Here is a 24,934-nt window from a genome sequence, read left to right as displayed (position 1 = left end):
ATGAGCAAGCCCGTTGACAGTGCCGTCAGCGCCGTCCGCCCGTACGACGAGGCCCACCGCGCCGCCTTCCTCGACGACCTCGCCGAATGGCTGCGCATCCCGTCCGTGTCGGCCCAGCCCGACCACGCGCCCGATGTACGCCGCAGCGCCGACTGGCTCGCCGCCAAGCTCACGGAGACCGGCTTCCCGACCACCGAGGTCTGGGAGACGCCGGGCGGCCCCGGCGTCTATTCCGGACTGCTCGCCGAGGGCGCGGAGGAATCGGGCTTGCCGTACGTTCGCGCCCTCGATGAGCGGCACGTCGGCCATTTCATCACCGACGCGGTGATCGCCTCGGACGGCATGTGGTCCGAGGACACCGTTCCTTGGGCAGTGGGCGGGGGTGAACCCGCGCACTGGCGCGCCCCGAACGGTAGTTGGGAGCACTGGTCGTCCGCTTTCGCATCCCGGGCGGCGACACGGATCGCGTCCGTGGTCCGAGCCGGGCGGGCGGAGTCCCTCACGACCCGGCCATGTGAATGCGGCCAAGGGCGATGGGGAGGCCCTGAACCATCTCGCTGGTGGAGCAGGGGCCCCGCACGCCGGCCCCGCGCCCGGCGTCCCAGATCGCACAGCGACGCTACCCTGGCCAACCCGAAATGCCGCAAGCCTGCAAGCCGACCATCACACGATCGAGCTGAGACGACCCAATGCCTGCTGTCCAGCGAGCTGGCGCCGAGGCCCGTGGGACGACCCTGCATGCGCGCCCTTACTGACCGCGAGCGCGAACTCTTCGCCGAGCTGCCCTTCGACGAACTGCAGTGGCTGCGCACCGCGAAGTCCCACGCCACCCACGGCGAGGCCGGGCACACCACCCGGGAGCGCCAGCCCAAGCCTCCCAACCGCCCCACCGCCGAGGTCAACGGCATCGGCGGCGGCTACCAGGGCCCCGGCAGCAAGACGATCATCCCGTCCTCCGCCATGGTGAAACTCTCCTTCCGTATGGTCGCGGGCCAGGACCCCGGGCACATCGAGAGGGCCGTCCGCGCCTGGACCGAGGAGCAGGTGCCCGCCGGGATCCGCTGCGAGATCACGTTCGGCGCGGCCACGCGCCCGTGCCTGACGCCGCTGGACCACCCCGCCCTGCAGGCCGTCGCCCGCGCCATGAGCCGCGCGCTCGGCCGGCCCGTCCGCTTCACCCGCGAGGGCGGCTCCGGACCGGCCGCCGACCTCCAGGAGGTCCTCGGCGCCCCCTTGCCCTTCCTGGGCATCTCCGTCCCCTCCGACGGCCGGCACGCCCCGAACGAGCAGGTCGAGCTCGACCTGCTCCTCAAAGGCGTCGAGACCACCGTGCACCGGTGGGGCGATCTCGCCGCGAACTGGCGTCATGCCCCCTGAACCCCCTCAGCCGTCCGGAGCGGCATCGCGCGCGGGGCACACTGGAAGGACCGCCCCGCACCGTCGAACCCTCCCGGAACCGGTCACCTCCCGCCGTACGTCCCGCCCATCCACCCGCCGAAACACGCCGTTCCACTGGGGGAGTTGGAAGCACCTGTGACCACCTGGACCGACCACACCGCCGACCGACCCATCTCGCTCACCGCCCCGAGCGGCATCGACCGCGCCGCCCACCACCGCCTCGACGAGGCCTGGCTCGCGGCGGCATGGAGCCACCCCACCACCCGCTGCTTCGTGGTCTCCGGCGGCCAGGTCCTCATCGACGAGACGACGGACGGGCGCACCGAGCTCGTCATGACCCCCTCCTTCGAGGCCCCCCTCACCGAGGCACACCGCTACTTCCTCGGCAACGACGAGGACGCCGTCAGCTACTTCGCCCTGCAGAAGGACGCGCTCCCCGGCCGCATCGACCAGTCCGCCCGCCCCGCGGGCCTGCGCGAGGCCGGCCTGCTCCTGTCGCCGCGCGAGGCGGGCCTGATGGTGCACGCGGTCGGCCTGGAGAACTGGCAGCGCACTCACCGCTTCTGCTCCCGCTGCGGCGAGCGCACCGTCATCGCCGCCGCCGGCCACATCCGCCGCTGCCAGGCCTGCGGCGCCGAGCACTACCCGCGCACCGACCCCGCCGTGATCATGGCGGTCACCGACGAGGACGACCGCATTCTCCTCGGCCGCCAGGTCCACTGGCCCGAGGGCCGCTTCTCCACGCTCGCCGGCTTCGTCGAACCCGGCGAGTCCATCGAGCAGGCGGTGCGCCGCGAGGTCTTCGAGGAAGCCGGCATCACCGTCGGCCAGGTCGAGTACGTCGCCAGCCAGCCCTGGCCGTTCCCGTCCAGCCTGATGCTCGGCTTCATGGCCCGCGCCACCTCCACCGAGGTCGACGTCGACGGCGACGAGATCCACGAGGCCCGCTGGTTCTCCCGCGACGAACTGGGCGCCGCCTTCGACTCCGGAGAGGTCCTTCCCCCGTACGGCATCTCGATCGCGGCCCGCCTGATCGAGCTCTGGTACGGCAAGCCGATGCCGACGCGGAGCATCTGAGACGCAACGCAGAAGGGCGGTCCCCCGAGACATCCCGGGGACCGCCCTTCTCGTACCGGCGCTGAGATCAGACGCCGACCTTCTGCTTCACCTGAGCCAGCGAAGGGTTCGTCAGCGTCGAACCATCCGCGAAGAGCACGGTCGGGACCGTCTGGTTTCCGCCATTCGCCTTCTCGACGAACGCGGCCGACGCCGGGTCCTGCTCGATGTTGATCTCGGTGTACGCAATGCCCTCTCGGTCCAGCTGCTTCTTCAGCCGCTGGCAGTAACCGCACCACGTCGTGCTGTACATCGTCACAGTGCCCTGCATGTCTCGCGCGCTCCTCTGATGGCTCGGGGATGAGGTAGTCCAGAGAGGGAACGCACGCGAGCAGGTCACCATTCCCGCCAGGGGTATGCCCGCCCGCGTGACGCCTGCCGCATTTGTACGACTGCAAGGGCCTGCCTGTGGACAACCGGCTCACCCGTCTCCGGCGACCTGGCAGCATGGCCGTGTGACAGCAGCAACGCACTCCACCCTCTTCCCGCAGGTACCGGACTCGGCCGACGCGGTGCTCGAAGGGCTCGACCCCGAGCAGCGCGAGGTGGCCACCGCCCTGCACGGCCCGGTGTGCGTGCTGGCGGGCGCAGGCACGGGCAAGACGCGGGCGATCACCCACCGCATCGCCTACGGCGTGCGTGCCGGGATCCTCCAGCCCTCCAGCGTGCTGGCCGTCACCTTCACCAACCGCGCCGCCGGAGAGATGCGCGGTCGGCTGCGCCAGCTCGGCGCCGCCGGAGTCCAGGCCCGTACGTTCCACTCGGCCGCCCTGCGCCAGCTCCAGTACTTCTGGCCGAAAGCAATCGGCGGCTCCATGCCCCGGCTCGCCGACCGCAAGATCCAGCTCGTCGCCGACGCGGCCGCCGCCTGCCGGATCCGCCTCGACCGCAATGAGCTGCGGGACACCACCGCCGAGATCGAATGGTCCAAGGTCACCCAGACCGTCCCCGCCGACTACGCCCTCGCCGCGGTCAAGGCCGGCCGCGAGGCCCCCCGCGACCCGGCGGAGATCGCCAAGATCTACTCCGCCTACGAGGACCTCAAGCGCGACCGCGCGGTCATCGACTTCGAGGACGTCCTGCTGCTGACCGTGGCGATCCTCCAGGACCGGCAGGACATCGCCGAGCAGGTCCGCTCCCAGTACCAGCACTTCGTGGTCGACGAGTACCAGGACGTCAGCCCCCTCCAGCAGCGCCTGCTGGAGCTGTGGCTCGGCGAGCGGGACAACCTGTGCGTGGTCGGCGACGCCAGCCAGACGATCTACTCGTTCACGGGAGCAACCCCCGACCATCTGCTCGACTTCCGCACCCGCCACCCCGGCGCCACCGTCGTCAAACTGGTCCGCGACTACCGCTCCACCCCCCAGGTCGTCCACCTCGCCAACGGCCTGCTCGCCCAGGCCAGTGGCCGCGCCGCCGACCACCGACTGGAGTTGATCTCCCAGCGCGCCCCGGGACCCGAGCCCGTCTACACCGACTACACCGACGAGCCCGCCGAGGCCGAGGGCGCCGCCCGCCGCATCCGCGAACTCGTCGACTCGGGCGTCCCGGCCAGCGAGATCGCCATCCTCTTCCGCGCGAACTCCCAGTCCGAGACCTACGAACAGGCCCTGGCCGACGCCGGAGTGCCCTACCAGCTGCGCGGCGCCGAGCGGTTCTTCGACCGCCCCGAAGTGCGCAAAGCCGGCATCGCCCTGCGCGGCGCGGCACGCTTCGGCGGCAACGACTCGCTCCTCGACGACGCCGTCGACCTGCCCTCCCAGGTGCGCGCCGTGCTCTCCGGAGAAGGCTGGACGCCCCGGCCCCCGGCCGGCTCCGGCGCCGTCAGAGAGCGCTGGGAGTCACTGGCCGCCCTGGTGAACCTGGCGCAGGACTTCGCCGCCGCCAAATCCGGCGCCACCCTCGCCGACCTCGTCGCGGAACTCGACGAACGGGCGAACGCCCAGCACGCCCCGACCGTCCAGGGCGTCACCCTCGCCTCCCTGCACTCCGCCAAGGGCCTCGAGTGGGACGTCGTGTTCCTGGTCGGCGTCGCCGAGGGCATGATGCCGATCACCTACGCAAAGACCGACGAACAGATCGAGGAGGAACGCCGCCTCCTCTACGTCGGCGTGACCCGCGCCCGACAACACCTCCATGTCTCCTGGTCCCTGTCCCGCTCGCCCGGCGGCCGCCCCAACCGCCGCCCCAGCCGCTTCCTGGACGGACTGCGCCCCGGCTCCACCGGAGCTGCCGGACGCACCGCCACGGGCGGCACCGGCGGCGTCGAACGGGGCTTCACCAGCAGACCGGGCGCTGTCCCCAGGCGGACCCAGCGCACCCCGGCCCGCTGCCGCGTCTGCGGACGCACTCTCACCGATGCCGGCGAGATGAAGCTGATGCGCTGTGAGGACTGCCCCTCCGACATGGACGAGGGCCTCTACGAACGGCTCCGCGAGTGGCGCGCGGTCCAGGCACAGCGCAGCGGGCAGCCCGCCTTCTGCGTCTTCACCGACAAGACACTGATGGCGATCGCCGAGGGCGCCCCCGACGAGGAGGGGGAGCTGGCGCGGATCCCCGGGGTCGGAGTACGCAAGCTCAACCGCTACGGAGCCGATGTCCTGGCCATCTGCGCAGGTCAGGAACCCGGTGGAGCAGAAAATGAGGACTGACGCGAACTCGTCGAAAAAATAGTTTGCGCATGCCCCAGCAATCCCCATAGGTTCTTAGCCACGGGAACGGAGCCCTTCTCTGAGGGCCCAACTCTGTGTTGTACTTGCATATCCGTCGGACTGGTTCATCCCAGTCCCCCGAGACGCCGAGAGGAGGCGAGTCCAGTGATCAGCATCAAGACCAGTTCCATCAGCACCGTCAAAATGACCGATCGCTCGGTCGTCGCCTCCCTGTGCATTCCCGCCGTCTCGAACCAGGGCACCGGTCTGTCCGGCATCTGTGCCGCCCGCCCGGCGTCCTCCGTGTCTCTCGCGGGTCTTCCCGTTCGTGAGCGCAATGAGCGACCGACTAAGGCACTGGAAGCAGTAGCGGCACAGGCGCAGTCCTATGCCTTTACGGCGGCCGGTGCCGGAAACCGGCGTCAGACGACGCAGCACCACCTGATGTGGGCCTTCCGTGGGCCAGAACCCTGGAGTGATCCAGCCTGATTGCCGATCAGGCCGGCGCCTTCAGGGCCGCGGAACCCCATCCGGGATCCGCGGCCCTTCTGTTTGTCCTCCAACGGGGATGACGGAGCGAAGGGGCCTCGGGACAAGAAAAGAACCCGGTACCAAGCCGACACCCGGCCCAACAGGGCCGGACCGACCAGACGAGGAAGACGAACCGTGCAACTCGAAGCGCACGCCCCGTCCGTACCGCCTTCCGAAACGATCCCCCCGCCCGGCCTCACGGAGGACTCCCCCTTGACTCCGCTCACCGCGCTCACCGCGCTCGACGACGCCATCGAGAACCTCGGCGTACCCGTCCCCTGCCGTTCCTACGACCCGGAGGTCTTCTTCGCCGAGTCGCCGGCGGACGTCGAGTACGCCAAGTCCCTCTGCCGCACCTGCCCGCTGATGGAGGCCTGCCTCGCCGGCGCCAAGGAGCGGCGTGAGCCCTGGGGCGTCTGGGGTGGCGAGCTGTTCGTCCAGGGCGTTGTCGTCGCCCGGAAGCGGCCGCGTGGCCGCCCGCGCAAGAACCCGGTCACGGCATGAACACCCCAGGAACGATCGACCGCCCCCTCACGCACGACCCCAAGAAGCAGGCCCCGATGAAGCCGTCCACCCAAGAGCCCGCGGGCTCCGCGATTCCAGACTTCACCACCAGTGGCGCGAACGACTCGCGTCAGAACAGGACCCGAGAGATGCAACTCATTCCAGAAGCCCTGGCCCGTGCGCATATGCACGAGCGACTGCACGAGGCGGAGCGGGACCGACAGGCCGCGCGCCTGGCGGCCGCCCGCCGGATGCAGCGCCGGGCGGAGCGCGCCTCGCTGCGCGCCCGCCGCGCGCTCGCCATGGCGGTCATGCAGTAACCGACAACACCACAAGCGATGGCCTCCCCGTCAGGGGCGGCGGTAGCTCCCCGCGGGGGCCGGTCCGGGCGAACGGACCGGCCCCCGCGGTGCGTTGTGCCCGCCGATCCCTCCGCCACGGCGATATCGTCGCCGCGTGACGAGTCTTCCCGGAGGCAGTGAGGACAGCGGCTCCGCCACGGAACCCCAGCCCCTCGTGTGCGCCCGCTGCGGCATCCTGGCCGACGGCCCGCAGCCCACCTGGACCTGCTCCGTGGAGAACGGCAATCGCCAGTACTTCTGCGACACCTGCTCCCGGGAGAACCTCAGAGCCATCGAGGGAAGACTCGACTCGGCCTGGTGGTAGGGCTTCTGCTTCAGGATTACCCAGGCTCACGCCTCCGCGGCGGACTCCTCCTCCGTCTCTTCGTCCAGGACGAACCCCGGCAGCCACTCCTCCAGTTCCTCGCGCAGTCGCACCGTCGCGCCCAGCTGGCACAGCACGCCGATCGTGCTCAGGGTCACCCGGTGGATCAGGAGGTACGCCGGGGGCAGGTTCAGCCGCTTGCCCAGCTGGTAGGCGGGGGATCGAGGGTCGGCCACCCGGGCCGCCTGGCTGCGCATCCAGCCGCGGGTGAAGGTGAACTCGTCGACCAGGGCTGGTTCGATGATCGGCAGCAGGTAGTCGAGGACGGCACCGGGGTCCAGCTCTATGGATTCCTTGACGAAGCCCTCGGCGCAGAGGAGTTCGTAGATGGCGTCCGCCTCGCCGTCGAGGGTCATGCGCAGGGAGTCGCCGATCGGCGTGGGCAGGCCGCCCGGGAGGCGGTCGACCGTGCCGAAGTCCAGGACACCGAGGCGCCAGTCGTCCTCGCCGTCCGGGCCGCCGGGCAGCAGACGGAAGTTGCCCGGGTGCGGGTCGGCGTGCAGCAGGCCGGTGCGGGCCGGGCCGGAGAAGAGGAAGCGGGCCAGGAGCTGGCCGGCGCGGTCACGCTGTTCGCGGGTGCCGTCGGCGATCACTTCCGACAGCGGGATACCGTCGATCCACTCCGTGACCAGGATCTGGTCGCACTGGTGGACCACGCCGGGCACCACCACGTCCGGGTCGTCCTCGAACTCCTCGGCGTGTGCCTGCTGGGCCTGGGCCTCCAGGCTGTAGTCCAGTTCCTCGGAGACCCGGTCCTTGAGCTCCGTGATGAGGGGCTTGATGTCCATGCCGGGGATCAGCGGGCCCAGCAGGCGGGCGAAACGGCTCAATTGGTTCAGGTCCGACAGGAGGGCCTCGCCGGCGCCCGGATACTGCACCTTGACCGCCACCTCGCGGCCGTCGTGCCACACGCCCCGGTGCACCTGGCCGATGGAGGCAGCCGCGGCCGGCTTGTCCTCGAACTCCAGGAACAGGTCGTGCCAGTCCTCGCCAAGCCGTTCCGCCAGCACCGAGTGCACGGTGCGCGTCGGCATCGGCGGTGCCGCCTCCTGCAGTTTCGTGAGCGCCGCCCGGTAGGGGCCGGCGACCTCCTCGGGCAGTGCCGACTCGAAGACGGACAGCGCCTGCCCGAACTTCATCGCACCGCCCTTGAGTTCGCCCAGGACCTTGAACAGCTGCTCCGCCGTGCGCTGTTGCAGCTCGCGGCCGACGATCTCCGCGGACTCGCCGACGATCCGCTTACCCAGTCCCCAGGTCGCCCGCCCGGCGAAGCCGAGCGGGAGCGCGGCGAGCTTGGCGGTACGGGTGACCGCCTTGCGGGGAAGATCAGACATGCGCCCTCCAGGTCCCAGCCGGCCGCGCCTCGTCTGCCTTGCGGCGTAGCTCCTTTGACGGCCGTTGCTCCGCCATTGTCTCGTGCGTCTCCTTGTCTTTGGAGGTGCGTTCGCCTCCACCTTTCTCCGCGGCCCCGCAGGGGCATGCGGGATGCGCCCAGATCGGCCGGGCGTGCCAGCTCAGAGCGGGTAGGGAGACCTCCCAGCGAGCGCCGGTACTCGACGGCGTGTGGCCGTCGAGGAAGGCGAGCGCGTGTGCGGCCGCCAGCCCGGCGACCGTCGTGGCCAGCGTCAGATCGCAGGGCCGCACCTCGCGCGACCTGCCCGAACCCGAGCGCCACTGCGCGACCAGACGGGGCCAGGCCGGGTCCCGGTCGGTGCGGCCCTGGTGCATACAGCCCGCGCAGCTTGTCTCACCGGGCAGGACCAGAGGGCCGACGACACCGGTTCCCTCCACGACACCGGCGTACAGATGCGGCGTGCCGGAAGCGATCAAGGGGGCGGCGGCGGACGGGTCGGGTGTGTGCACGGCGACATCGTCGCGCGGGGCGAGGATCACCAGGGAGTGGCCGGGGCCGTCCCCCTCGGGAGGCGACTGAGGTCCGCGGCGGGGCGGGCGGTCCGGTGCCGACCGGCGTACCGCCCTTCGGGCCGCGTCGTCCCTGCGCTCGCCGACCGCCTCGGCGGGCAGCCCGCCCGGCGCCACGTCCCACGGCTCGGCGCGCCCGATGTCACGCACGTCGACCTCGCCGACCCCCGCGCCCGACAGCAGCGAGGCCAGCACGGCGCCCACCCGGCCCGCGCCCCGGACCTGCACCCGCAGGGATCGGCGGGCGGCCAGCCGACTGATCGCGTCGCCCGGTTCGGACGTGGTCAGGGACAGTGAGGCCAGATCGGGGCGGAGCCGGTCCAGAACCTCCTTCTTGGTGCGCAGCTCGGCGGCGGCCGGCCCGCCGCCCCGCGCGTCGTCGACGAGCCCGGCCCGCGCCAGCCGGTCCACCAGCGCGTCGACATGACCGTCCGGCAGGTCCATACGACGGCCCTCCTCGCGCAGCAGCTCCATCCCGCGGGTGCCGTTGAGCAGCTCCAGGAAACTGCCCGTCGCCGTGTCCATCGGACCCAGCGTCATCGCGTGCGCCGGAGCCATCCCGAGCTGCACGGTCTTGAGATCGCGCCAGCCACGCCTGAGCGCGGGCTTCACCAGTGGAACCGCCGGAACCGCCGGAACCACCGGAATCGCCGGAACCATCGACTGCATGACAGGCCCCCGTTGCGTCGTGAGTACGTCCCCGTGTGCCGGTGGAGGTCGGTCGCAGCTCCGCCGGTGAGTGCCAGCATGCCCGGATGCGCGGTTCGGTGCGGAAAGTTGTCCACAGGTGGTGAGTATTCGTCGTACAAATCAAACGCATGGTGGGGGATCGGCATCGAACCGTCCCGGACTCGGGACTTCACCCGCTTGCAGCGGGTAACGTCGGGGCGTGCCCGCCGACCCACTGCACCGCGCCGGAATGCCACAGCGCAGCACGACGAGCCCGCCGCCGAGCGGCTCCAAGACGAGCGCGATCGAGGTCCGCCGGAGCTCCCGTCGACGTCGGACGGTCTCCGCGTACCGCGAGGGCGATCGCACCGTCGTGCTCATCCCCGCCCGGATGTCCGAGGCCGAGGAGCAACGCTGGGTGAGCGTCATGCTCGACAAGCTGGCCGCCCAGGAGAGTAAACGGGTCCTCGGCGATGCCGAGCTGACCGAGCGCGCCGAGCGCCTGTCCACCCAGTACTTCGACGGCCGCGCCCGGCCCACCTCCGTCCGCTGGGTCACCAACCAGAACACCCGCTGGGGCTCGTGCACCCCCGCAGAGGGCAGCATCCGTCTGTCGCACCGGCTGCAGGGCATGCCGGAATACGTCGTCGACTACGTCCTCGTCCACGAGCTGGCGCATCTGCTCGTGCCCGGCCACGGGCCGCGCTTCTGGCGGCTCCTTGAGGCGTATCCGCGGACCGAGCGGGCGCGCGGCTACCTTGAAGGGGTGGTCGCGGCCGACCGGCTGCCCCATCTGCCCGGCGCGCGCGGCGAGTGACCCGGGGCAGGGATCCCGGTACGGCCTGGAGCGGGTTGTGTACCGGCTCTGTACCGACTTCGTCCGGTGTCCGAGTTTGCCGTTAGCCTGGCGCGACGCACTCACATTCGGGATGGGGGACGGTCGTAACGCATGGCCAGGGAATTCCAACGCGGCCACAAGGCCAGGATCAGTGACCTCACCGCGGGTACGGATCTGTACGTAGGTGTGCAGATCTCCGGCCCCGGACTGACCTTCGACATCAGCTGCTTCGGTCTCGACGCCGACGAACGGCTCTCGGACGACCAGTACTTCGTCTTCTTCAACCAGCCGAAGTCCCCCGAGGAGTCCATTCAGCTCCTCGGCGCCCAGGCGGGCGACACGGAGTCCTTCCGGGTCACGCTCGACAGGATCCCCGCTCAGATCCAGAAGCTGTCCTTCACGGCGACGCTCGACGGCGCCGGGCAGATGTCGCAGATCAGCCCCGGATACATCCGCATCGTCGCCGGCGGCGAGGAGGTGGCCCGGTACTCCTTCAACGGCTCGGAGTTCTCCACCGAACGCGCCGTGATGCTGGGCGACTTCTACCTGAAGGACGTCTGGCGGTTCGCCGCGGTCGGGCAGGGCTTCGACGGCGGTCTGGACGCGCTGCTGAAGAACTTCGGCGGCGAGGTCCTCGAAGAGGAGGCGCCCGCCGCCCCTCAGCAGCCTCAGTCCGGCGCCGCCCCGAGCTTCGCGCCGCCCCCGCAGGCCGCCGCGCCGCCCGCGTTCGGCGCCCCGGCCGCCCCCGCTCCAGCACCGGCTCCGCAGCCCGCCGCGCAGGGCTTCGCGCCGCCGCCGGGGGCAACCCCGCCGCCGGCTCCCGCCCCCTCGGTGCACGCCCAGCCCACCATCGTCGCGCCCATGACGCCGCCCGGCGGCACCCAGGTGCCGCCACCCGCCCCGGCGCCCGCGCCCTACGGCCAGCCCCGCCAGCAGCCCCCGTACGGCCAGCCCGCCTCGAGCGCCTCGCTGCCCCCGGGCTACGCCCAGCCCCAGGCCCCGCAGGCTCCGGCCCCGCCTCCGGGCTACGGCCAGCCGACCCCGCCCCCCGGATACGGCCAGCAGCCCCCCGTCGGGCAGGCCCCGGGCCAGCAGGCCCCCTACGGAGCGCCCCAGGGTGTCCCGCAGGGCGCGCCTCAGGGGCCGGGTGTGGTCGCGGCGCTCCAGCAGTTCAAGGAGACGCCCACCGGGCAGCGCTGGACGCAGCAGACCAAGAAGCTCGTCCGCGTCGACCTCGGTATCGGCGGGCAGCCCGTGCTGGCCCGGCAGGGCAGCATGGTGCTCTACCAGGGCAAGGTCGACTTCAGCTACAAGGGCGCCGGGTTCGCCGGCCGAATCGTGGGCAACGCGACCGGCCAGGAGATGCAGCTGATGCGCTGCACCGGCCAGGGCCAGGTCTTCCTCGCCGAGAACTCCACGATGCTGCACCCCATCGAGCTCCAGGGCGACGGCATCTGCGTCTCCGCCGAGAACGTCCTCGCCTTCGACGAGAGCCTCCAGTACGAGGTCCGCCGCATCGAAGGCCACGGCATCCCCGGCGGCGCGCTGTTCACGATGCAGTTCCAGGGCACCGGCACGATCGTCGTCAAGACGCACGGCACGCCCGTGGTGCTGCCGGTCACGCCCACGACGTTCGCCGACGCCAACGCCGTGGTCGCCTGGTCGTCCGCCGCCCAGGTGGTCGTCTCCAGCCAGGTGCGGATGCGGCACAACGCCTACGCCGGCGCCACCGGAGAGAGCGTCAACCTCCAGTTCCGGGCCGCGCCAGGCAACTTCATCGTCGTCCAGCCGTACGAGATCTGAGGGAGCCCGTCATGAACCAGCCGCTCGCGGGCTACGCCCCCGCACCCGTCACCGCCCGCATGGAGAACCACGGCAACCACATGCTGAAGGTCGCCATGCAGACCGGAAACGACCTCTTCGCGCGCGTGGGGTCGATGGTCGCCTACGAAGGGTTCATCCAGTACGAGCCCAACCCGCCGGCCGTGCGCCAGATCGCGCGCGACTGGATGACCGGCGAGGGCGCGCCCCTGATGAAATGCTCCGGCGACGGACTGCTCTACCTCGCCGACTACGGCGCCAACGTCGTCGTCATCAACCTCAACGGCGACGGCATCTCCGTCAACGCCACCAACCTGCTCGCCTTCGACGCTCATCTGCAGTGGGGTGCCGAACGGGTCAAGGGGCTGGCGAAGTTCGCCGGACAGGGCCTGTGGAACACCAAGATCTCCGGGCAGGGCTGGGTCGCGCTGACCTCCCGGGGCAAGCCGATCGTCGTCGACTGCGGCGGCGGCGAGAACGAGACCTACGTCGACCCGGACGCGCTCGTCGCCTGGTCCCCGAACCTCAAGGTGAAGGGCAAGCGCAGCTTCCGGGCGCAGTCCCTGATCGGCCGGGGCAGCGGCGAGGCCTACCAGATGGCCTTCTCCGGCGAGGGCATCGTCGTCGTCCAGCCCAGCGAGGACAGCACCGACCGTCTCCGGGTCCGGGGCTGAGGGGGAGCCAGAACGCCATGCAGAGCCCGCTTTTCGCCTACAACGACCAGCAGACCCAGGACCGCTGGAGCCTGCAGAACAAGCAGATGCTCCGGGTCGCCCTGGAGGGCCACGACGACGTCCTCGCCCGCAAAGGCACCATGGTCGCCTACCAGGGGATGGTCGAGTTCGACGCCGAGTACCAGAGCAACCAGCAGGGACGCGCGCGTGCGCACACCGGCGAGGGCCTGGACCTGATGCGCTGCCACGGGCAGGGCACCGTCTACCTCGCCAACCTCGCCCAGCACGTCCACCTGATGGACGTGGAGCAGGACGGGCTGACCGTCGACAGCAGCTACGTGCTGGCGATGGACTCCTCGCTGCACCACGAGGTCATCGCCGTCGACAGCCTCTACGGCATCTCCGGCTCCGGGAAGTACCAGCTCAACATCACCGGCCGCGGCAGGGTCGCCCTCATGACCTCCGGCGCGCCGCTGCTGCTGCAGGTCACCCCCGACAAGTACGTCAACTGCGACGCCGACGCGATCGTCGCCTGGTCGACCGGCCTGCGCGTCCAGATGCAGGCCCAGACGCACTCCTCCGGGGTGTGGCGGCGCCGCGGCAGCACCGGTGAGGGCTGGGAGCTCAGCTTCATGGGCAGCGGTTACGCGCTCGTCCAGCCCAGCGAGCTGCTGCCGCCGCAGAACGCCCAGATCGGGTCGGGCCTGGCCGCCCAGTACGGCATGGGGCAGCAGGGGGCCCGGGGGCAGAACCAGGGCAACGTCTGGAGCTGAGTACCGGTAAGGGGTGACCGCCAGGGCGGTCACCCCTTACCGCTTCAGAGTCTGGCGCGGGTTGCTTCCAGTAGCCGTACGACAGAGTCGTCCGCCACGTCCGCCACCTCGTCGTAGCCGAACCAGCGCAGGTCGAGCGACTCGTCGCTGATCGCCTCCACGGATCCACGCGGGGCTACGGCGGCGTACTGCACGTCCAGGTGCCAGGCGCAGGGCGTGTGGTGCCGGTCCAGGCGGACCGGGGTGCCCTGCAGCAGGCGCAGCGAGGGGATCCCGGACTCCTCCGTGGCTTCGCGGAGCGCGGCGTCCGCGAGCGTGCCGTCGCTCTGTTCGCAGTGGCCGCCCATCTGGAGCCACCTCCGCAGCTTCTTGTGGAGCGTGAGCAGGACGCGCTCCCGATCCGGGTCGATCACCAGCGCGCTCGCCGTGATGTGGCCGTCCCCGCACACCTTCCACATGCCGTCCGGATGCGCCTCAAGATGGTCCAGATACGCCTGGCGCAGCTCGGGCTGGTCCTCGTAGCCCTTCAGCACGAGGACCGTGTCGTCGTACAGGCTCACTCGGTGTCGTCGCCCTTGTCGTGATCCTCGGAGTCGTCCTTCTTCCTGAGGTCGGGCTTCCCCGCCGCCTCGCCGAGCATCTTGTCCAGCTCGGAGAAGTCCAGCTGCTCGCGGTGCACGAAGCCGTCCGGGTCGTCCAGGTCGGACGCCGTGGGCAGCATGTCCGGGTGGGCCCACAGGGCGTCCCGGCCGTCGACACCGCGTGCGTCCGTGAGCGAGGCCCACAGGCGGGAGGCGTCACGCAGGCGGCGCGGGCGCAGCTCCAGGCCGATCAGCGTGGCGAACGTCTGCTCCGCCGGGCCGCCCGAGGCGCGGCGGCGGCGCAGCGTCTCGCGCAGCGCGTCCGCCGACGACAGGCGTGGCTTCGCGGCCGCGTGCACCACCGCGTCCACCCAGCCCTCGACGAGCGCCAGAGCCGTCTCCAGACGGGCCAGGGCGGCCTTCTGCTCCGGGGTGTCCTCCGGCTGGAACATGCCCTGCTGGAGGGCGTCCTGCAGCTGCTCGGGGTTCTGCGGGTCGAACTGGCCGACCACGTCCTCCAGCTTGGCCGTGTCGACCTTGATCCCGCGCGCGTAGCCGTCGACCGCGCCGAACAGGTGCGAGCGCAGCCACGGCACGTGCGCGAAGAGGCGCTGGTGGGCGGCCTCGCGCAGGGCGAGATACAGCCGCACCTCCTCCTTCGGTACGCCCAGGTCCTTGCCGAACGTCTCGATGTTGACCGGCAGCAGCGCGGCCTTGCCGGCCGGGCCGAGCGGCAGGCCGATGTCGGTGGAGCCGACCACCTCGCCGGCGAGGACGCCGACGGCCTGCCCGATCTGGGTGCCGAACATGGCGCCGCCCATCGAGCGCATCATGCCGATCAGCGGGCCGGCCATGGCCTGCATCTCCTCCGGCAGGACGTCGCCCATGGCGGTGCCGACGCGCTCGGCGACCGGGTCGACGAGCTCCTTCCACGCGGGCAGGGTCGCCTCGACCCACTCCGCGCGGGACCACGCCACGGCGGAGCCCGCGCCGGACGGCAGGGACGTCGCGTCGTCGAGCCACAGGTCGGCCAGGCGCACCGCCTCCTCGACCGCGGTGCGCTCGGCGGGGCCGACGCTCGCGTCCTTGGAGCCTTCCGCGGTGCCCTGGGAGACCGTCTGGCGGGCGATCTGCTTGGCCATGTCCCAGTTCACCGGGCCGCCCTCGTAGGAGAGCATCTGGCCCAGCTGCTGGAAGGCGGCGCCCAGGTCGGTGGGGTTCAGCGATCCGAACATGGCAGCGAACGGATTGTCGGCCCCCGGGCCGCCCAGGCCCCCGGCGCCGGGCAGCCCGCCGAAACCGAACGGGTTGGCCGGGCCCTGACCACCACCGCTCTGCTGGTCCTTCTTCTTGCCCTCGTCGCCGTCGTCCGGCTCCTCCGGCGGAAGGCCGAATCCGAATGGGGTGTCACTCACGGGATTCCTCGGCTGGTAAGGCCGCCGGTTCTCCCCGGCGGCGCGACTGCCCGATAACACCACCCAGCGTAGACACCATGGGCGGTTCGGGCCTCGGTGCTTCGCCGACTCGCGGCCTGCGGCAGGATGGATGCCACCTGGTACGTACGCGTCACTCGCGTCCGTACTGAAGACAACCGCTGGAGACGCCCGGTGAGTTCCCCTGATCCGCAGGTTCGCGCAGCGCGAAACCAGTCAACCAGTCCCGCCGTGCGCGGGCCCGTCGTAGCGGTCACCGGTGCCGCGTCCGGGGTCGGCGCGCTGCTGACCGAGCGGCTCGCCGCGTCGGAGGAGATCAAGCAGGTCATCGCGATCGACGAGCGGCGCGGCGAGTGCGCGGCGGCCCAGTGGCACATCCTCGACGTGCGGGATCCGGCCATCGCGGAGAAGCTGCGCGGTGCGGACGTGGTGGTCCATCTGGCGCTCGATCTCGACCTGGAGACCGACGCCGCCGCCCGTACGGCCTACAACGTACGGGGGACCCAGACCGTGCTGACCGCCGCGGCGGCGGCCGGGGTCCACCGGGTCGTGCTGTGCACGTCCGCGATGGTCTACGGGGCGCTGCCGGACAACGAGCTGCCGCTGTCCGAGGACGCCGAGCTGCGGGCCACCGCGGAGGCGACCGGGGTCGGCGATCTGCTGGAGATCGAGCGGCTCGCGCGGCGGGCGCCCCGGGCCCATCCCGGACTCAATGTCACCGTGGCGCGGCCGGCCGTCCTGGTGGGCGGTACCGACACCGCGCTGACCAGGTACTTCGAGTCCCCTCGGCTGCTGGTCGTGGCCGGGTCGCGGCCCGCCTGGCAGTTCTGCCACGTCGAGGATCTGTGCAGCGCCCTGGAGTACGCCGTCCTGGAGAAGGTCGACGGGGAGCTCTCCGTCGGGTGCGACGGGTGGCTGGAGCAGGAGGAGGTCGAGGAGCTCAGCGGGATCCGGCGGATGGAGCTGCCGTCGACGGTGGCGCTGGGCGCGGCGGCCCGGCTGCACCGGATCGGGCTCACGCCGTCTCCGGCCGGGGACCTGGCGTACACGATGTACCCCTGGGTGGTGAGCGGGAGCCGGCTCCACGACGCCGGGTGGCGGCCGCAGTGGACCAACGAGGAGGTTCTCGCGGAGCTGCTGGACGAGGTTTCCGGGCGGCACACGGTCGCCGGGCGGCGGCTCGGGCGCAAGGACGCGACGGCGGCCGGGGCGGCGGGGGCGACGGTGGCCCTGCTGGGTGCGGCGGCCGTGGTGCGGCGGGCCCGGAAGGCTCGGCGGCGGATCTGAGGAGGGCCGGGCGGATCCGGCCTGTAGGAGGCTTCAAGCGTCCACACGCGCGTGCCTGGTGCAAGTTCCATTCCGCGTTGTCAGAGGCGTGAGGCACGATGGAGCCATGGCATCCACTCACGATCATCCCGGCGAGCAGGCCGCGGACGACCCCATCAAGCTCATCGGCATCCGGGAGACCGCCCTCTCCCTGGACGAGGTCTTCCGGGCCGTCGGGGACGACGCCGCCGGGGGGACCGCGCTGTTCGTGGGAACCGTGCGGAACCACGACGGGGGCGCCGACGTCGACCAGCTCGGGTACTCCTGCCATCCCAGTGCAGAGGCCGAGATGCGGCGGATCGCCGAGAAGGTGGTCGCCGACTATCCGGTACGCGCGCTGGCCGCGGTGCATCGCGTCGGGGACCTCGGGGTCGGAGACCTTGCCGTGGTCGTCGCCGTCTCCTGCCCCCACCGGGGCGAGGCCTTCGAGGCCTGCCGGAAGCTGATCGACGATCTCAAGCACGAAGTGCCCATCTGGAAGCACCAGACGTTCTCCGACGGCACAGAAGAATGGGTCGGCGCGTAGCGCCGTCGTTGAGGGGTGGTGGTCGGGCGACGGGAGGGCGGGTGGGCGCCTGCTGAACCCCTCCGGTTGCGTAACCGCACCCCTGCCGTGAGCGTTGTCACTGCGGATGGTTAATCTGCTGATCAGTCAGTTGCGGTCGCTCACCAGGATGGGAGGACGGCATGGCGGCGCTCGCCTGGTTGCTGATTCCGCTTGTGGCTGCGATCGGCGCGGGTCTGTGGGGCAGTTGGGCCAACCGGACCCGCAAGGTGCGCAGCGACGGGCCCGAGCTCGTCGGATACGCGCGGTTCCGGGAGGCCATGGAGAAGTCCGACACCGGGAGCTGACGCCCGTCCCCGGACAGACGGCCCTGACGGGGCTCTGACAGGAGCGTCCCGTACTGTCGAGGCATGCCACGCCGCACCGCGACGATGCTCGCCTCCACCCTGATGCTGATCGCGCTCCTGTGCGCGGGAGTGTTCATCCCCGTGCCGTATTCGGAGATGTCCCCGGGGCCGACGGTGAACACCCTCGGGGACCACGACGGCGAGCCGGTGCTGCAGATCTCGGGACGCAAGACCTACCCGACGACCGGTCACCTGAACATGACCACCGTCCGGGTCACCAGCGCCGACTACAAGATGAACCTCGTCGAGGCCGTCTACGGATGGCTCGCGCACGACAACAAGGTCGTCCCGCACGACACCCTCTACCCCGACGGCAAGACCGAGGAGCAGTCCACCCAGGAGAACGCCGAGGAGTTCAGCCAGTCACAGGAGAGCGCCAAGGTCGCCGCCCTGAAGGAGCTGAAGATCCCGGTGAAGTCCGGGGTGATCGTCTCCACCGTGGTGAAGGGGACCCCTTCTGAGGGCAAGCTGCACGCCGGTGACGTGGTCAAGGCAGTCGACGGTACGGCGGTGAAGGAGCCCTCCGACGTCGCCGAACTGGTGACCAAGCACAAGCCCGGCGAGGACGTCGTCTTCACGATCGTGCCCGCCAAGGAGCAGGCCGCCGCCGAGAAGGAGAAGCGGACGGCGACGAAGACCGAGGACATCACGATCACCACCGCCCCGTCCGACGACAGCGGTGAGAAGCGCGCCATCGTCGGCATCTCCGCCGGGACCGACCACACGTTCCCGTTCACCATCGACATCAAGCTCGCCGACGTCGGCGGCCCCAGCGCCGGCCTCATGTTCGCGCTCGGCCTCTACGACAAGCTCACCCCGGGTGACCTCACCGGCGGCACGTTCGTGGCCGGCACGGGAACGATCGACGACAACGGCAAGGTCGGCCCGATCGGCGGCATCGAGATGAAGACCGTCGGCGCGCGCGGCAAGGGCGCCCAGTACTTCCTCACGCCCGCCGACAACTGCCCGGCTGCCGCCAAGGACACCCCCAAGGGGCTCACCCTCGTCAAGGTCGGCACCATGGACGACGCCCTCGGCGCCCTCAAGGACATCCGCGCGGGCGACACCGCCGACCTGCCGAAGTGCACCACCAAGGGCTGAGCGGCAGGCCCGCACACGCCGATGGGGGCGCCCTCCACATCGAGGGCGCCCCCATCGCCGTACCGGAAGACCTCAGTCCGCGAACGTCGCCGACAGTGCCTCTGCCAGACCCGGAACCAGGTCCGGGCCTGTGAGGACCTCCGTCGGGGTGTCTTTCTCGCGCAGGCGGAGGGCCGACTCGCGGGCGCCGTCGCGCAGGACCGCGACCGTCATCCGGACCTCCTGGCGCTCGGGATGGTCCGCCACCCACTGCGTCAGCTTGGCCCCGTTCAGCCCCTGCGGGACCTGGGCCTCGGCGGACGGCGGCAGCATCAGACGCTCCACCGCGAGCGCGCAGCCGACCACCGCGTCGGGCCACGCGATCGTGGCGAGGAACTCATCGAGCGGCTTGCCCGTTGGAATCTCGTCCTGCTCGATCGGGGTCAGGCCGGAGGACTCCTGCTCGTCCCCCAGGCCGAGCTGGGCGGCGAGGCCGGGTTCCTGGGCCTGCAGCCGTGCGGTGTCTACGAGGGCGAAAAGGCGGGCGGGCTGGTCCCAGCCGAGGCCGGAGACGTACTCGTCGATCTCGAGTACGGCCCGGGTGAGCGGGCTCGCCGCCATGGGAGTGTTGGACATGGTCACAATCCTGCCTCGTTCCCGACCGGAATCGGGAACCGAGTAAACCGTGAGTAAGTTGCATAGGTGTGGGCCTACGATCACGAGGCCCCCCGGACGGCCCGAGAACACGAGGGCCTGACGGATCGACAGCGAACTTCGAGGTGCGCACCTTGGCTTTCCAGATGCCGGACCGCGGCGGAGGCCCGACGGGGCCACGGATCAGAGTGGGCCGCCCGTCCAGGCGTGTCCGGACCCTGCTCATGACGCTGGGCGTCCTTGCCGTTCTCGGCATGGTTTTCACCATGTTCGCCGGGTTCTGGACGGACTGGCTCTGGTACCGGTCGGTGAACTACTCGTCCGTCTTCACGACCACTCTATGGACGAAGATCGGGCTCTTCTTCGTCTTCGGTCTGCTGATGGCCGTCGCGGTCGGCTTCAACATCTGGCTGGCGCACCGGCTGCGTCCGCCGTTGAGCGCCATGTCGATGGAGCAGCAGAGCCTCGACCGCTACCGCATGGGCATCGCGCCGTACAAGAAGTGGCTGCTGCTCGGGATCACCGCCCTGGTGGGGCTGATCGCCGGCGCCTCGGCGTCCAGTCAGTGGCGGACCTGGCTGATGTGGGTCAACGGTGTGTCCTTCGGACAGAAGGACCCCCAGTTCCACCTCGACGTGTCGTTCTTCGCGTTCGACCTGCCCTGGTACCGGTTCCTGCTCGGCTTCGGCTTCGCCGCCGCGATCCTCTCCGTGATCGCCGCCGCGCTCACCCACTACCTGTACGGCGGGCTGCGCGTCACCAGCCCGGGCGCGCGCGCCACCGCCGCGGCGACCGGGCATCTGTCGGTGCTGCTGGGCATCTTCGTCACCCTGAAGGCGGTCGCGTACTGGCTCGACCGGTACGGACTCGCGGTCAAGTCCAGTGACTTCAAGGCGACGGACAACTGGACGGGCCTCAGGTACGTCGACGCCAACGCCTATCTGCCGGCCAAGACGATCCTGTTCTGCATCGCCGTCATCTGCGCGGTGCTGTTCTTCGCCACCCTGTGGCGGCGCACCTGGCAGCTGCCGGTCATCGGCTTCGGTCTGATGGTGCTCTCGGCGATCCTCATCGGCGGTCTGTACCCGGCGATCGTCCAGAAGTTCCAGGTCCAGCCCAACGAGCAGGCCAAGGAAGCGCCGTATGTGACCAAGAACCTCAAGGCGACGCGCGAGGCCTACGGCATCGACGACGCCAAGGTCACCGAGTACCCGGGTACGAGCGCCACCGACGACAAGACCGAGCTGCGCGACGAAGTCGGCTCCACGGCGAGTATCCGCATCATGGACCCGAACATCGTCTCGCCGACGTTCCAGCAGCTCCAGCAGATCAGGAACTACTACGGGTTCCCGACCAACCTGGACGTCGACCGGTACAGCAAGGACGGCAAGGATCAAGACACGGTCATCGGTCTGCGAGAGCTGAACCTCGACGGCATTCCGAAGAACAACTGGATCAACGACCACTTCCGCTACACCCACGGGTACGGCGCCGTCGCAGCCGAGGGCACCTCGGTCGACAGCCAGGGCCGCCCGGTCTTCACCGAGTCCGACCTGCCGTCCAAGGGCGACCTCGGCACGTACCAGCAGCGGGTCTACTACGGCGAGAAGACCAACACGTACTCGATCGTCGGCGGTCCCCAGAAGGAGATCGACTACTCCGACGACAGCGGTGAGAAGACCTACAGCTACGAAGGCGACAGCGGGGTCAACCTCTCCAGCCCGGTCAACCGGGCCGCGTACGCGGTGGCGTTCAGCGAGCCGCAGATCCTCTACTCCGGGGCGATCGGCGAGGGTTCGCGGATCCTCTACAACCGCACTCCGAAGGAGCGCGTCGAGGCGGTCGCTCCCTGGCTGACCATCGACGGCGACGCCTACCCGGCGGTCGTGGGCGGCAAGATCCAGTGGATCGTCGACGCGTACACGACCACCAACGGCTACCCGTACGCCTCCCGTACGACCCTCGGTGACACCACGGCCGACTCGCTGACCGCGACCAACAACTCGCGCGCGGTGGTGGCCCAGCAGAACCAGGTCAACTACATCCGCAACTCGGTGAAGGCGACGGTCGACGCCTACACCGGTGAGGTCAAGCTCTACCAGTGGGACACCCAGGACCCGGTCCTGAAGACCTGGATGAAGGCGTTCCCGGGCACGGTGGAGCCGAAGGGCGACATCTCCGGCGACCTCATGTCCCATCTGCGGTACCCGCAGGACCTGTTCAAGGTCCAGCGCGAGCTGCTCAGCCGCTACCACGTGAACGACGCGCAGACGTTCCTCAGCGGCAGCGAGGTGTGGCAGGTGCCGGACGACCCGACCAACAAGTCGGGCAACGCGGTGCCGCCGTACTACCTGAGCATGAAGATGCCCGACCAGAAGTCCCAGGTGTTCTCGCTGACGACGACGTTCACACCGAACGGCCGTGACAACCTCAGCGCCTTCATGGCGGTCGACGCCGAGGCGGGCACCAGCGACTACGGCAAGATCAGAGTGCTGAAGCTGCCGACGAACACCACGGTCAACGGGCCCAAACAGGTGCAGAGCCAGTTCAACTCCGAACAGGACATCGCCGAGACCATCAGACTCCTGAGCGGCGGTGACTCGGAGGTCGAGTACGGCAACCTGCTGGCGGTGCCACTGGACGGCGGACTGCTGTATGTGGAGCCCGTCTACGTCCGCGGTGGCGGCCTCAAGTACCCGCTGCTGCGGAAGGTGTTGGTGACCTACGGCGGCAGCACCGCCTTCGAGGACACCCTCGACGAAGCCCTGACCAAGGTCTTCGGAGCGGAGGGGACGACCCCCGAGCCACCGGAGGACGACGGCGATGACACCACGACGCCACCGCCGACGACCACCGACCCCACGGTCCAAGAAGCGCTGAACGACGCCCAGAAGGCGTTCGACGCCGGCCAGGAAGCCCTGAAGAAGGGTGACTGGGAGGCGTACGGCAAGGCGCAGGAGGACCTTCAGGAGGCGCTCCAGCGGGCCGAGGACGCGCAGGCGGAGGAGGACAAGACCGGCAGCAGTCCCGGCGCCAGTCCGAGCCCGACTCCGAGCCCGACGGGCAGTCCGGGAGGCTGATCAAATGACCACCCCGCGCCGTGATACGGTTGCAGAACAACGGCGCGGGGTGGAGCAGCTCGGTAGCTCGCTGGGCTCATAACCCAGAGGTCGCAGGTTCAAATCCTGTCCCCGCTACTGCAGACGAAGGCCCGGATCCTTACGAGGATCCGGGCCTTCGTGATGTGCGAACGCATGTGCCGGAGGGTCGGATGGCCGCGCCGTCGTGGGGAGTTGGCAAAACTGTGTTTGACTTGTCTCTCTGTGGGCATGTCGACAAAACGCTGAAGTGACCTCAATGGCTGCGGTATACCAGGTGTACCCAGGTTGCAGGTGGTGCGACGATGGACGTTATGGGGGACAAGGCAACTCTGTTGGAGACAGGGCGGTTTGTGCAGCCTGCCGACTTTTCGCAGCCGACGGGCGATTTCGTGCAGCCGGTCGGCGACGCCTTGGAGCCGGCGGGGGACCTCTCGCAGACCACGGACCGGGACGAGACCGGCGAGGCCGCCGAGGAGGCACGCCGGCGGCTCGCCGCCGAGGCCGGTGACGCCGAGGCGATGAGCGTCCTCGGGGCCATGCTGCTGCGCCGCGGTGATCTCGACGGAGCCGAACCCCATCTGCGGGCTGCCACCGCGGCCGGCGACCGGGCCGCCGCCAACAACCTCGGAGTCCTTCTCCATCAGCGCGGGTACGCCGACGACGCCGCCGGATGGTGGCGGATCGCCGCCGTCGCCGGCTCGGCCGCGGCCGCCCATGCGCTGGGCCGGCACCACCGTGAGCGCGGCGACGAGCCCGCCGCCGAGTACTGGCTGCGGCAGTCCGCCGAGCAGGGGCATGCGCTGGGCGCGTACGCGCTCGCCGATCTGCTCGAACACCGCGGTGACGGCGGGGCCGCGCCGTGGATGCGGGCCGCGGCGGAGCGAGGGCACCGGGAGGCGGCGTACCGGCTGGCGCGGGCGCTCGACCGGGACGCGCCGCGCGCCGGCGAGACCGGGGCCGACGACGGCGTCGAAGGGCTGGAAGAGGCCGAGCAGTGGTACCGGCAGGCCGCCGCGCGCGGACACCGGCGGGCCGCGCTGCACCTCGGGGCGATCCTGGAGAAGCGCGGGGAGCTCAAGGAGGCCGGGCGCTGGTATCTGACGTCCGCCAAGGACGGCGAGGCACGGGCCGCCTGCGCGCTCGGGTTCCTGCTGCGGGACGCGGGCGACACCGAGAGCGCCGCCGTGTGGTGGCTGCGGGCCGCGCAGGACGGCGACGGCAACGCGGCGAACGCGCTGGGCGCGCTGCACGCCGAGCGCGGCGAGACGCAGACCGCCGAGCGGTGGTACCGGGCCGCGATGGATGCCGGGGACGTGAACGGCGCGTACAACCTCGGGCTGCTCTGCGCCGAGCAGGGGCGTACCGCGCAGGCCGAGCAGTGGTACCGGCGGGCGGCGTACGCCGGGCACCGGGAAGCGGCGAACGCGCTGGCGATCCTGCTGCTGCAGAGCGGGGACGCGGGCGGGGCGGAGCCGTGGTTCTCCAAGGCCGCGGAGGCCGGGAGCGTCGACGCGGCGTTCAACCTCGGGATCCTGTTCGCGGGGCGGGGCGAGGACGTGGTCGCGCTGCGGTGGTACGAGCGCGCTGCGGCCGCCGGGCATACGGAGGCGGCGTTGCAGGTCGGGATCGCGCGGCTGCGGGACGGCGACGAACTCGCCGCTGAGCGGCATCTGCGGTGTGCGGCGGGGGGCGGCAGTGCGGAGGCGGCGTATCGGCTGGCGACCGTGCTGGATGCCCGGCGGCCGCCGGCGCCGGCGCATGAGCTGGGCGAGGCGGTGCACGAGAAGACCGAGTGTGAGGAGTGGTACGAGCGGGCGGCTTCGCAGGGGCATCGGCGGGCGCAGGTGCGGGTGGGGATGCTTGCCGCTGCGCGGGGCGATGTCGTGGAGGCGGCTCGGTGGTACCGGGCGGCCGCCGAGGCCGGGTCTCGGAACGGGGCGTTCAATCTGGGGCTGCTGCTGGCCCGGGAGGGGAGCGAGCCGGAGGCTGCCGTGTGGTGGACCCGGGCGGCGGATGCGGGGCATGCGCGGGCGGCGTTGCGGCTTGCCCTGCTCTACGCGCGTCGCGGCGAGCTGGCGGAAGGGCAGCGGTGGGCTGATCGGGCCGTGTCCTTGGGGCCGGGGGAGGTTGCGGAGAGGGCGGCTCGGTTGCGGGACGCGCTTCGGGAGGAACTGTCGGCGTGACTGTGCCGTCGGTGGTGCTGGGTGTACAGGTAGCTGATTT

General features: G+C 70.6%; 23 protein-coding genes and 1 tRNA gene. 18 read left to right on the top strand and 6 right to left on the bottom strand.

The window, feature by feature from the left end; translation table 11 throughout:
- The gene (locus AQJ91_RS50410) at positions 1–1,377 is read left to right on the top strand and encodes a M20/M25/M40 family metallo-hydrolase (RefSeq protein ID WP_234383152.1); all 1,377 of its coding nucleotides are present in this window, start codon (positions 1–3) and stop codon (positions 1,375–1,377) included.
- Positions 1,378–1,533: 156 nt separating this feature from the next.
- The gene (nudC, locus tag AQJ91_RS32690; protein ID WP_067028805.1) at positions 1,534–2,475 is read left to right on the top strand and encodes an NAD(+) diphosphatase; all 942 of its coding nucleotides are present in this window, start codon (positions 1,534–1,536) and stop codon (positions 2,473–2,475) included.
- Positions 2,476–2,542: 67 nt separating this feature from the next.
- On the opposite strand, the gene AQJ91_RS32685 is transcribed toward nudC, so the two are convergent.
- Positions 2,543–2,785 carry a mycoredoxin gene (locus tag AQJ91_RS32685; RefSeq protein ID WP_067028802.1) on the bottom strand — a complete coding sequence of 81 codons (243 nt, stop codon included), beginning with the start codon at positions 2,783–2,785 and terminating at the stop codon, positions 2,543–2,545.
- A gap of 184 nt (positions 2,786–2,969) precedes the next feature.
- On the opposite strand from AQJ91_RS32685, the gene AQJ91_RS32680 reads away from it, so the two are divergent.
- The 5 genes from AQJ91_RS32680 to AQJ91_RS50400 all read left to right on the top strand — a co-directional run bounded on the left by AQJ91_RS32680 (position 2,970) and on the right by AQJ91_RS50400 (position 6,866).
- Positions 2,970–5,165, top strand: coding sequence for an ATP-dependent DNA helicase UvrD2 (locus AQJ91_RS32680; RefSeq protein WP_067028799.1), 2,196 nt, complete (start codon positions 2,970–2,972; stop codon positions 5,163–5,165).
- 165 nt (positions 5,166–5,330) lie between these two features.
- The gene (locus AQJ91_RS50405) at positions 5,331–5,654 is read left to right on the top strand and encodes a hypothetical protein (protein ID WP_079085377.1); all 324 of its coding nucleotides are present in this window, start codon (positions 5,331–5,333) and stop codon (positions 5,652–5,654) included.
- A gap of 177 nt (positions 5,655–5,831) precedes the next feature.
- Positions 5,832–6,200, top strand: a complete 369-nt coding sequence (locus tag AQJ91_RS32675; protein WP_067028796.1) for a WhiB family transcriptional regulator — start codon at positions 5,832–5,834, stop codon at positions 6,198–6,200.
- Entirely contained in the window at positions 6,197–6,520 is a 324-nt protein-coding gene (locus tag AQJ91_RS32670) for a hypothetical protein (protein WP_067028794.1), read from the top strand. Before AQJ91_RS32675 ends, AQJ91_RS32670 begins: the two co-directional genes overlap by 4 nt.
- Positions 6,521–6,656: 136 nt before the next feature.
- Entirely contained in the window at positions 6,657–6,866 is a 210-nt protein-coding gene (locus AQJ91_RS50400; RefSeq protein ID WP_079085376.1) for a hypothetical protein, read from the top strand.
- A 26-nt stretch (positions 6,867–6,892) separates the two neighbouring features.
- On the opposite strand, the gene AQJ91_RS32665 is transcribed toward AQJ91_RS50400, so the two are convergent.
- Both AQJ91_RS32665 and AQJ91_RS32660 read right to left on the bottom strand, forming a co-directional pair.
- Positions 6,893–8,260: an ABC1 kinase family protein gene (locus tag AQJ91_RS32665; RefSeq protein ID WP_067028791.1), complete on the bottom strand. Its 1,368-nt coding sequence runs from the start codon at positions 8,258–8,260 to the stop codon at positions 6,893–6,895.
- Positions 8,253–9,509, bottom strand: a complete 1,257-nt coding sequence (locus AQJ91_RS32660; protein ID WP_067028920.1) for a TOMM precursor leader peptide-binding protein — start codon at positions 9,507–9,509, stop codon at positions 8,253–8,255. Before AQJ91_RS32660 ends, AQJ91_RS32665 begins: the two co-directional genes overlap by 8 nt.
- Positions 9,510–9,738: 229 nt before the next feature.
- Here AQJ91_RS32660 and AQJ91_RS32655 point away from each other — a divergent pair, with 229 nt between their 5' ends.
- From AQJ91_RS32655 to AQJ91_RS32640, 4 genes are all read left to right on the top strand, one after another.
- Positions 9,739–10,335 carry a M48 metallopeptidase family protein gene (locus AQJ91_RS32655; RefSeq protein ID WP_067028788.1) on the top strand — a complete coding sequence of 199 codons (597 nt, stop codon included), beginning with the start codon at positions 9,739–9,741 and terminating at the stop codon, positions 10,333–10,335.
- A 132-nt stretch (positions 10,336–10,467) separates the two neighbouring features.
- A complete protein-coding gene (locus AQJ91_RS32650) occupies positions 10,468–12,159 on the top strand; it encodes a TerD family protein (RefSeq protein ID WP_067028785.1) in 1,692 nt (563 codons plus the stop codon).
- Positions 12,160–12,170: 11 nt separating this feature from the next.
- Positions 12,171–12,851 (top strand): AIM24 family protein, encoded by a 681-nt coding sequence (locus AQJ91_RS32645; RefSeq protein ID WP_067028782.1) that lies wholly within the window; start codon positions 12,171–12,173, stop codon positions 12,849–12,851.
- Positions 12,852–12,868: 17 nt separating this feature from the next.
- Positions 12,869–13,624 carry an AIM24 family protein gene (locus tag AQJ91_RS32640; protein ID WP_067028779.1) on the top strand — a complete coding sequence of 252 codons (756 nt, stop codon included), beginning with the start codon at positions 12,869–12,871 and terminating at the stop codon, positions 13,622–13,624.
- 44 nt (positions 13,625–13,668) lie between these two features.
- On the opposite strand, the gene AQJ91_RS32635 is transcribed toward AQJ91_RS32640, so the two are convergent.
- Together AQJ91_RS32635 and AQJ91_RS32630 are read right to left on the bottom strand one after the other, a co-directional pair.
- Positions 13,669–14,184, bottom strand: a complete 516-nt coding sequence (locus tag AQJ91_RS32635; RefSeq protein WP_067028776.1) for an NUDIX hydrolase — start codon at positions 14,182–14,184, stop codon at positions 13,669–13,671.
- Complete coding sequence (locus AQJ91_RS32630; RefSeq protein WP_067028773.1) at positions 14,181–15,620, bottom strand: zinc-dependent metalloprotease; 1,440 nt, start codon at positions 15,618–15,620, stop codon at positions 14,181–14,183. Before AQJ91_RS32630 ends, AQJ91_RS32635 begins: the two co-directional genes overlap by 4 nt.
- A gap of 192 nt (positions 15,621–15,812) precedes the next feature.
- Here AQJ91_RS32630 and AQJ91_RS32625 point away from each other — a divergent pair, with 192 nt between their 5' ends.
- The 4 genes from AQJ91_RS32625 to AQJ91_RS32615 all read left to right on the top strand — a co-directional run bounded on the left by AQJ91_RS32625 (position 15,813) and on the right by AQJ91_RS32615 (position 18,977).
- A complete protein-coding gene (locus AQJ91_RS32625) occupies positions 15,813–16,925 on the top strand; it encodes an SDR family oxidoreductase (protein ID WP_067028770.1) in 1,113 nt (370 codons plus the stop codon).
- Positions 16,926–17,031: 106 nt separating this feature from the next.
- Complete coding sequence (locus AQJ91_RS32620; RefSeq protein ID WP_067028767.1) at positions 17,032–17,490, top strand: molybdenum cofactor biosynthesis protein MoaE; 459 nt, start codon at positions 17,032–17,034, stop codon at positions 17,488–17,490.
- Between the two features lie 161 nt (positions 17,491–17,651).
- Positions 17,652–17,816, top strand: coding sequence for a hypothetical protein (locus tag AQJ91_RS54675; protein ID WP_199848075.1), 165 nt, complete (start codon positions 17,652–17,654; stop codon positions 17,814–17,816).
- Positions 17,817–17,879: 63 nt separating this feature from the next.
- Positions 17,880–18,977, top strand: a complete 1,098-nt coding sequence (locus tag AQJ91_RS32615) for a YlbL family protein (protein ID WP_067028764.1) — start codon at positions 17,880–17,882, stop codon at positions 18,975–18,977.
- A gap of 72 nt (positions 18,978–19,049) precedes the next feature.
- On the opposite strand, the gene AQJ91_RS32610 is transcribed toward AQJ91_RS32615, so the two are convergent.
- Positions 19,050–19,592, bottom strand: a complete 543-nt coding sequence (locus AQJ91_RS32610; RefSeq protein ID WP_067028761.1) for a PPA1309 family protein — start codon at positions 19,590–19,592, stop codon at positions 19,050–19,052.
- A 164-nt stretch (positions 19,593–19,756) separates the two neighbouring features.
- On the opposite strand from AQJ91_RS32610, the gene AQJ91_RS32605 reads away from it, so the two are divergent.
- From AQJ91_RS32605 to AQJ91_RS32595, 3 genes are all read left to right on the top strand, one after another.
- Positions 19,757–22,690, top strand: coding sequence for a UPF0182 family membrane protein (locus AQJ91_RS32605; protein ID WP_079085386.1), 2,934 nt, complete (start codon positions 19,757–19,759; stop codon positions 22,688–22,690).
- Between the two features lie 43 nt (positions 22,691–22,733).
- A tRNA-Met gene (locus AQJ91_RS32600) sits at positions 22,734–22,807 on the top strand.
- 206 nt (positions 22,808–23,013) lie between these two features.
- The gene (locus tag AQJ91_RS32595; protein WP_067028756.1) at positions 23,014–24,894 is read left to right on the top strand and encodes a tetratricopeptide repeat protein; all 1,881 of its coding nucleotides are present in this window, start codon (positions 23,014–23,016) and stop codon (positions 24,892–24,894) included.
- The last annotated feature ends 40 nt before the right edge of the window (positions 24,895–24,934 follow it).

This window comes from Streptomyces dysideae (assembly GCF_001514305.1).
Lineage (GTDB): Bacteria > Actinomycetota > Actinomycetes > Streptomycetales > Streptomycetaceae > Streptomyces > Streptomyces dysideae.
Note: the sequence above shows the minus strand (reverse complement) of the source record. Positions and strands in the feature narration are given on the sequence as shown.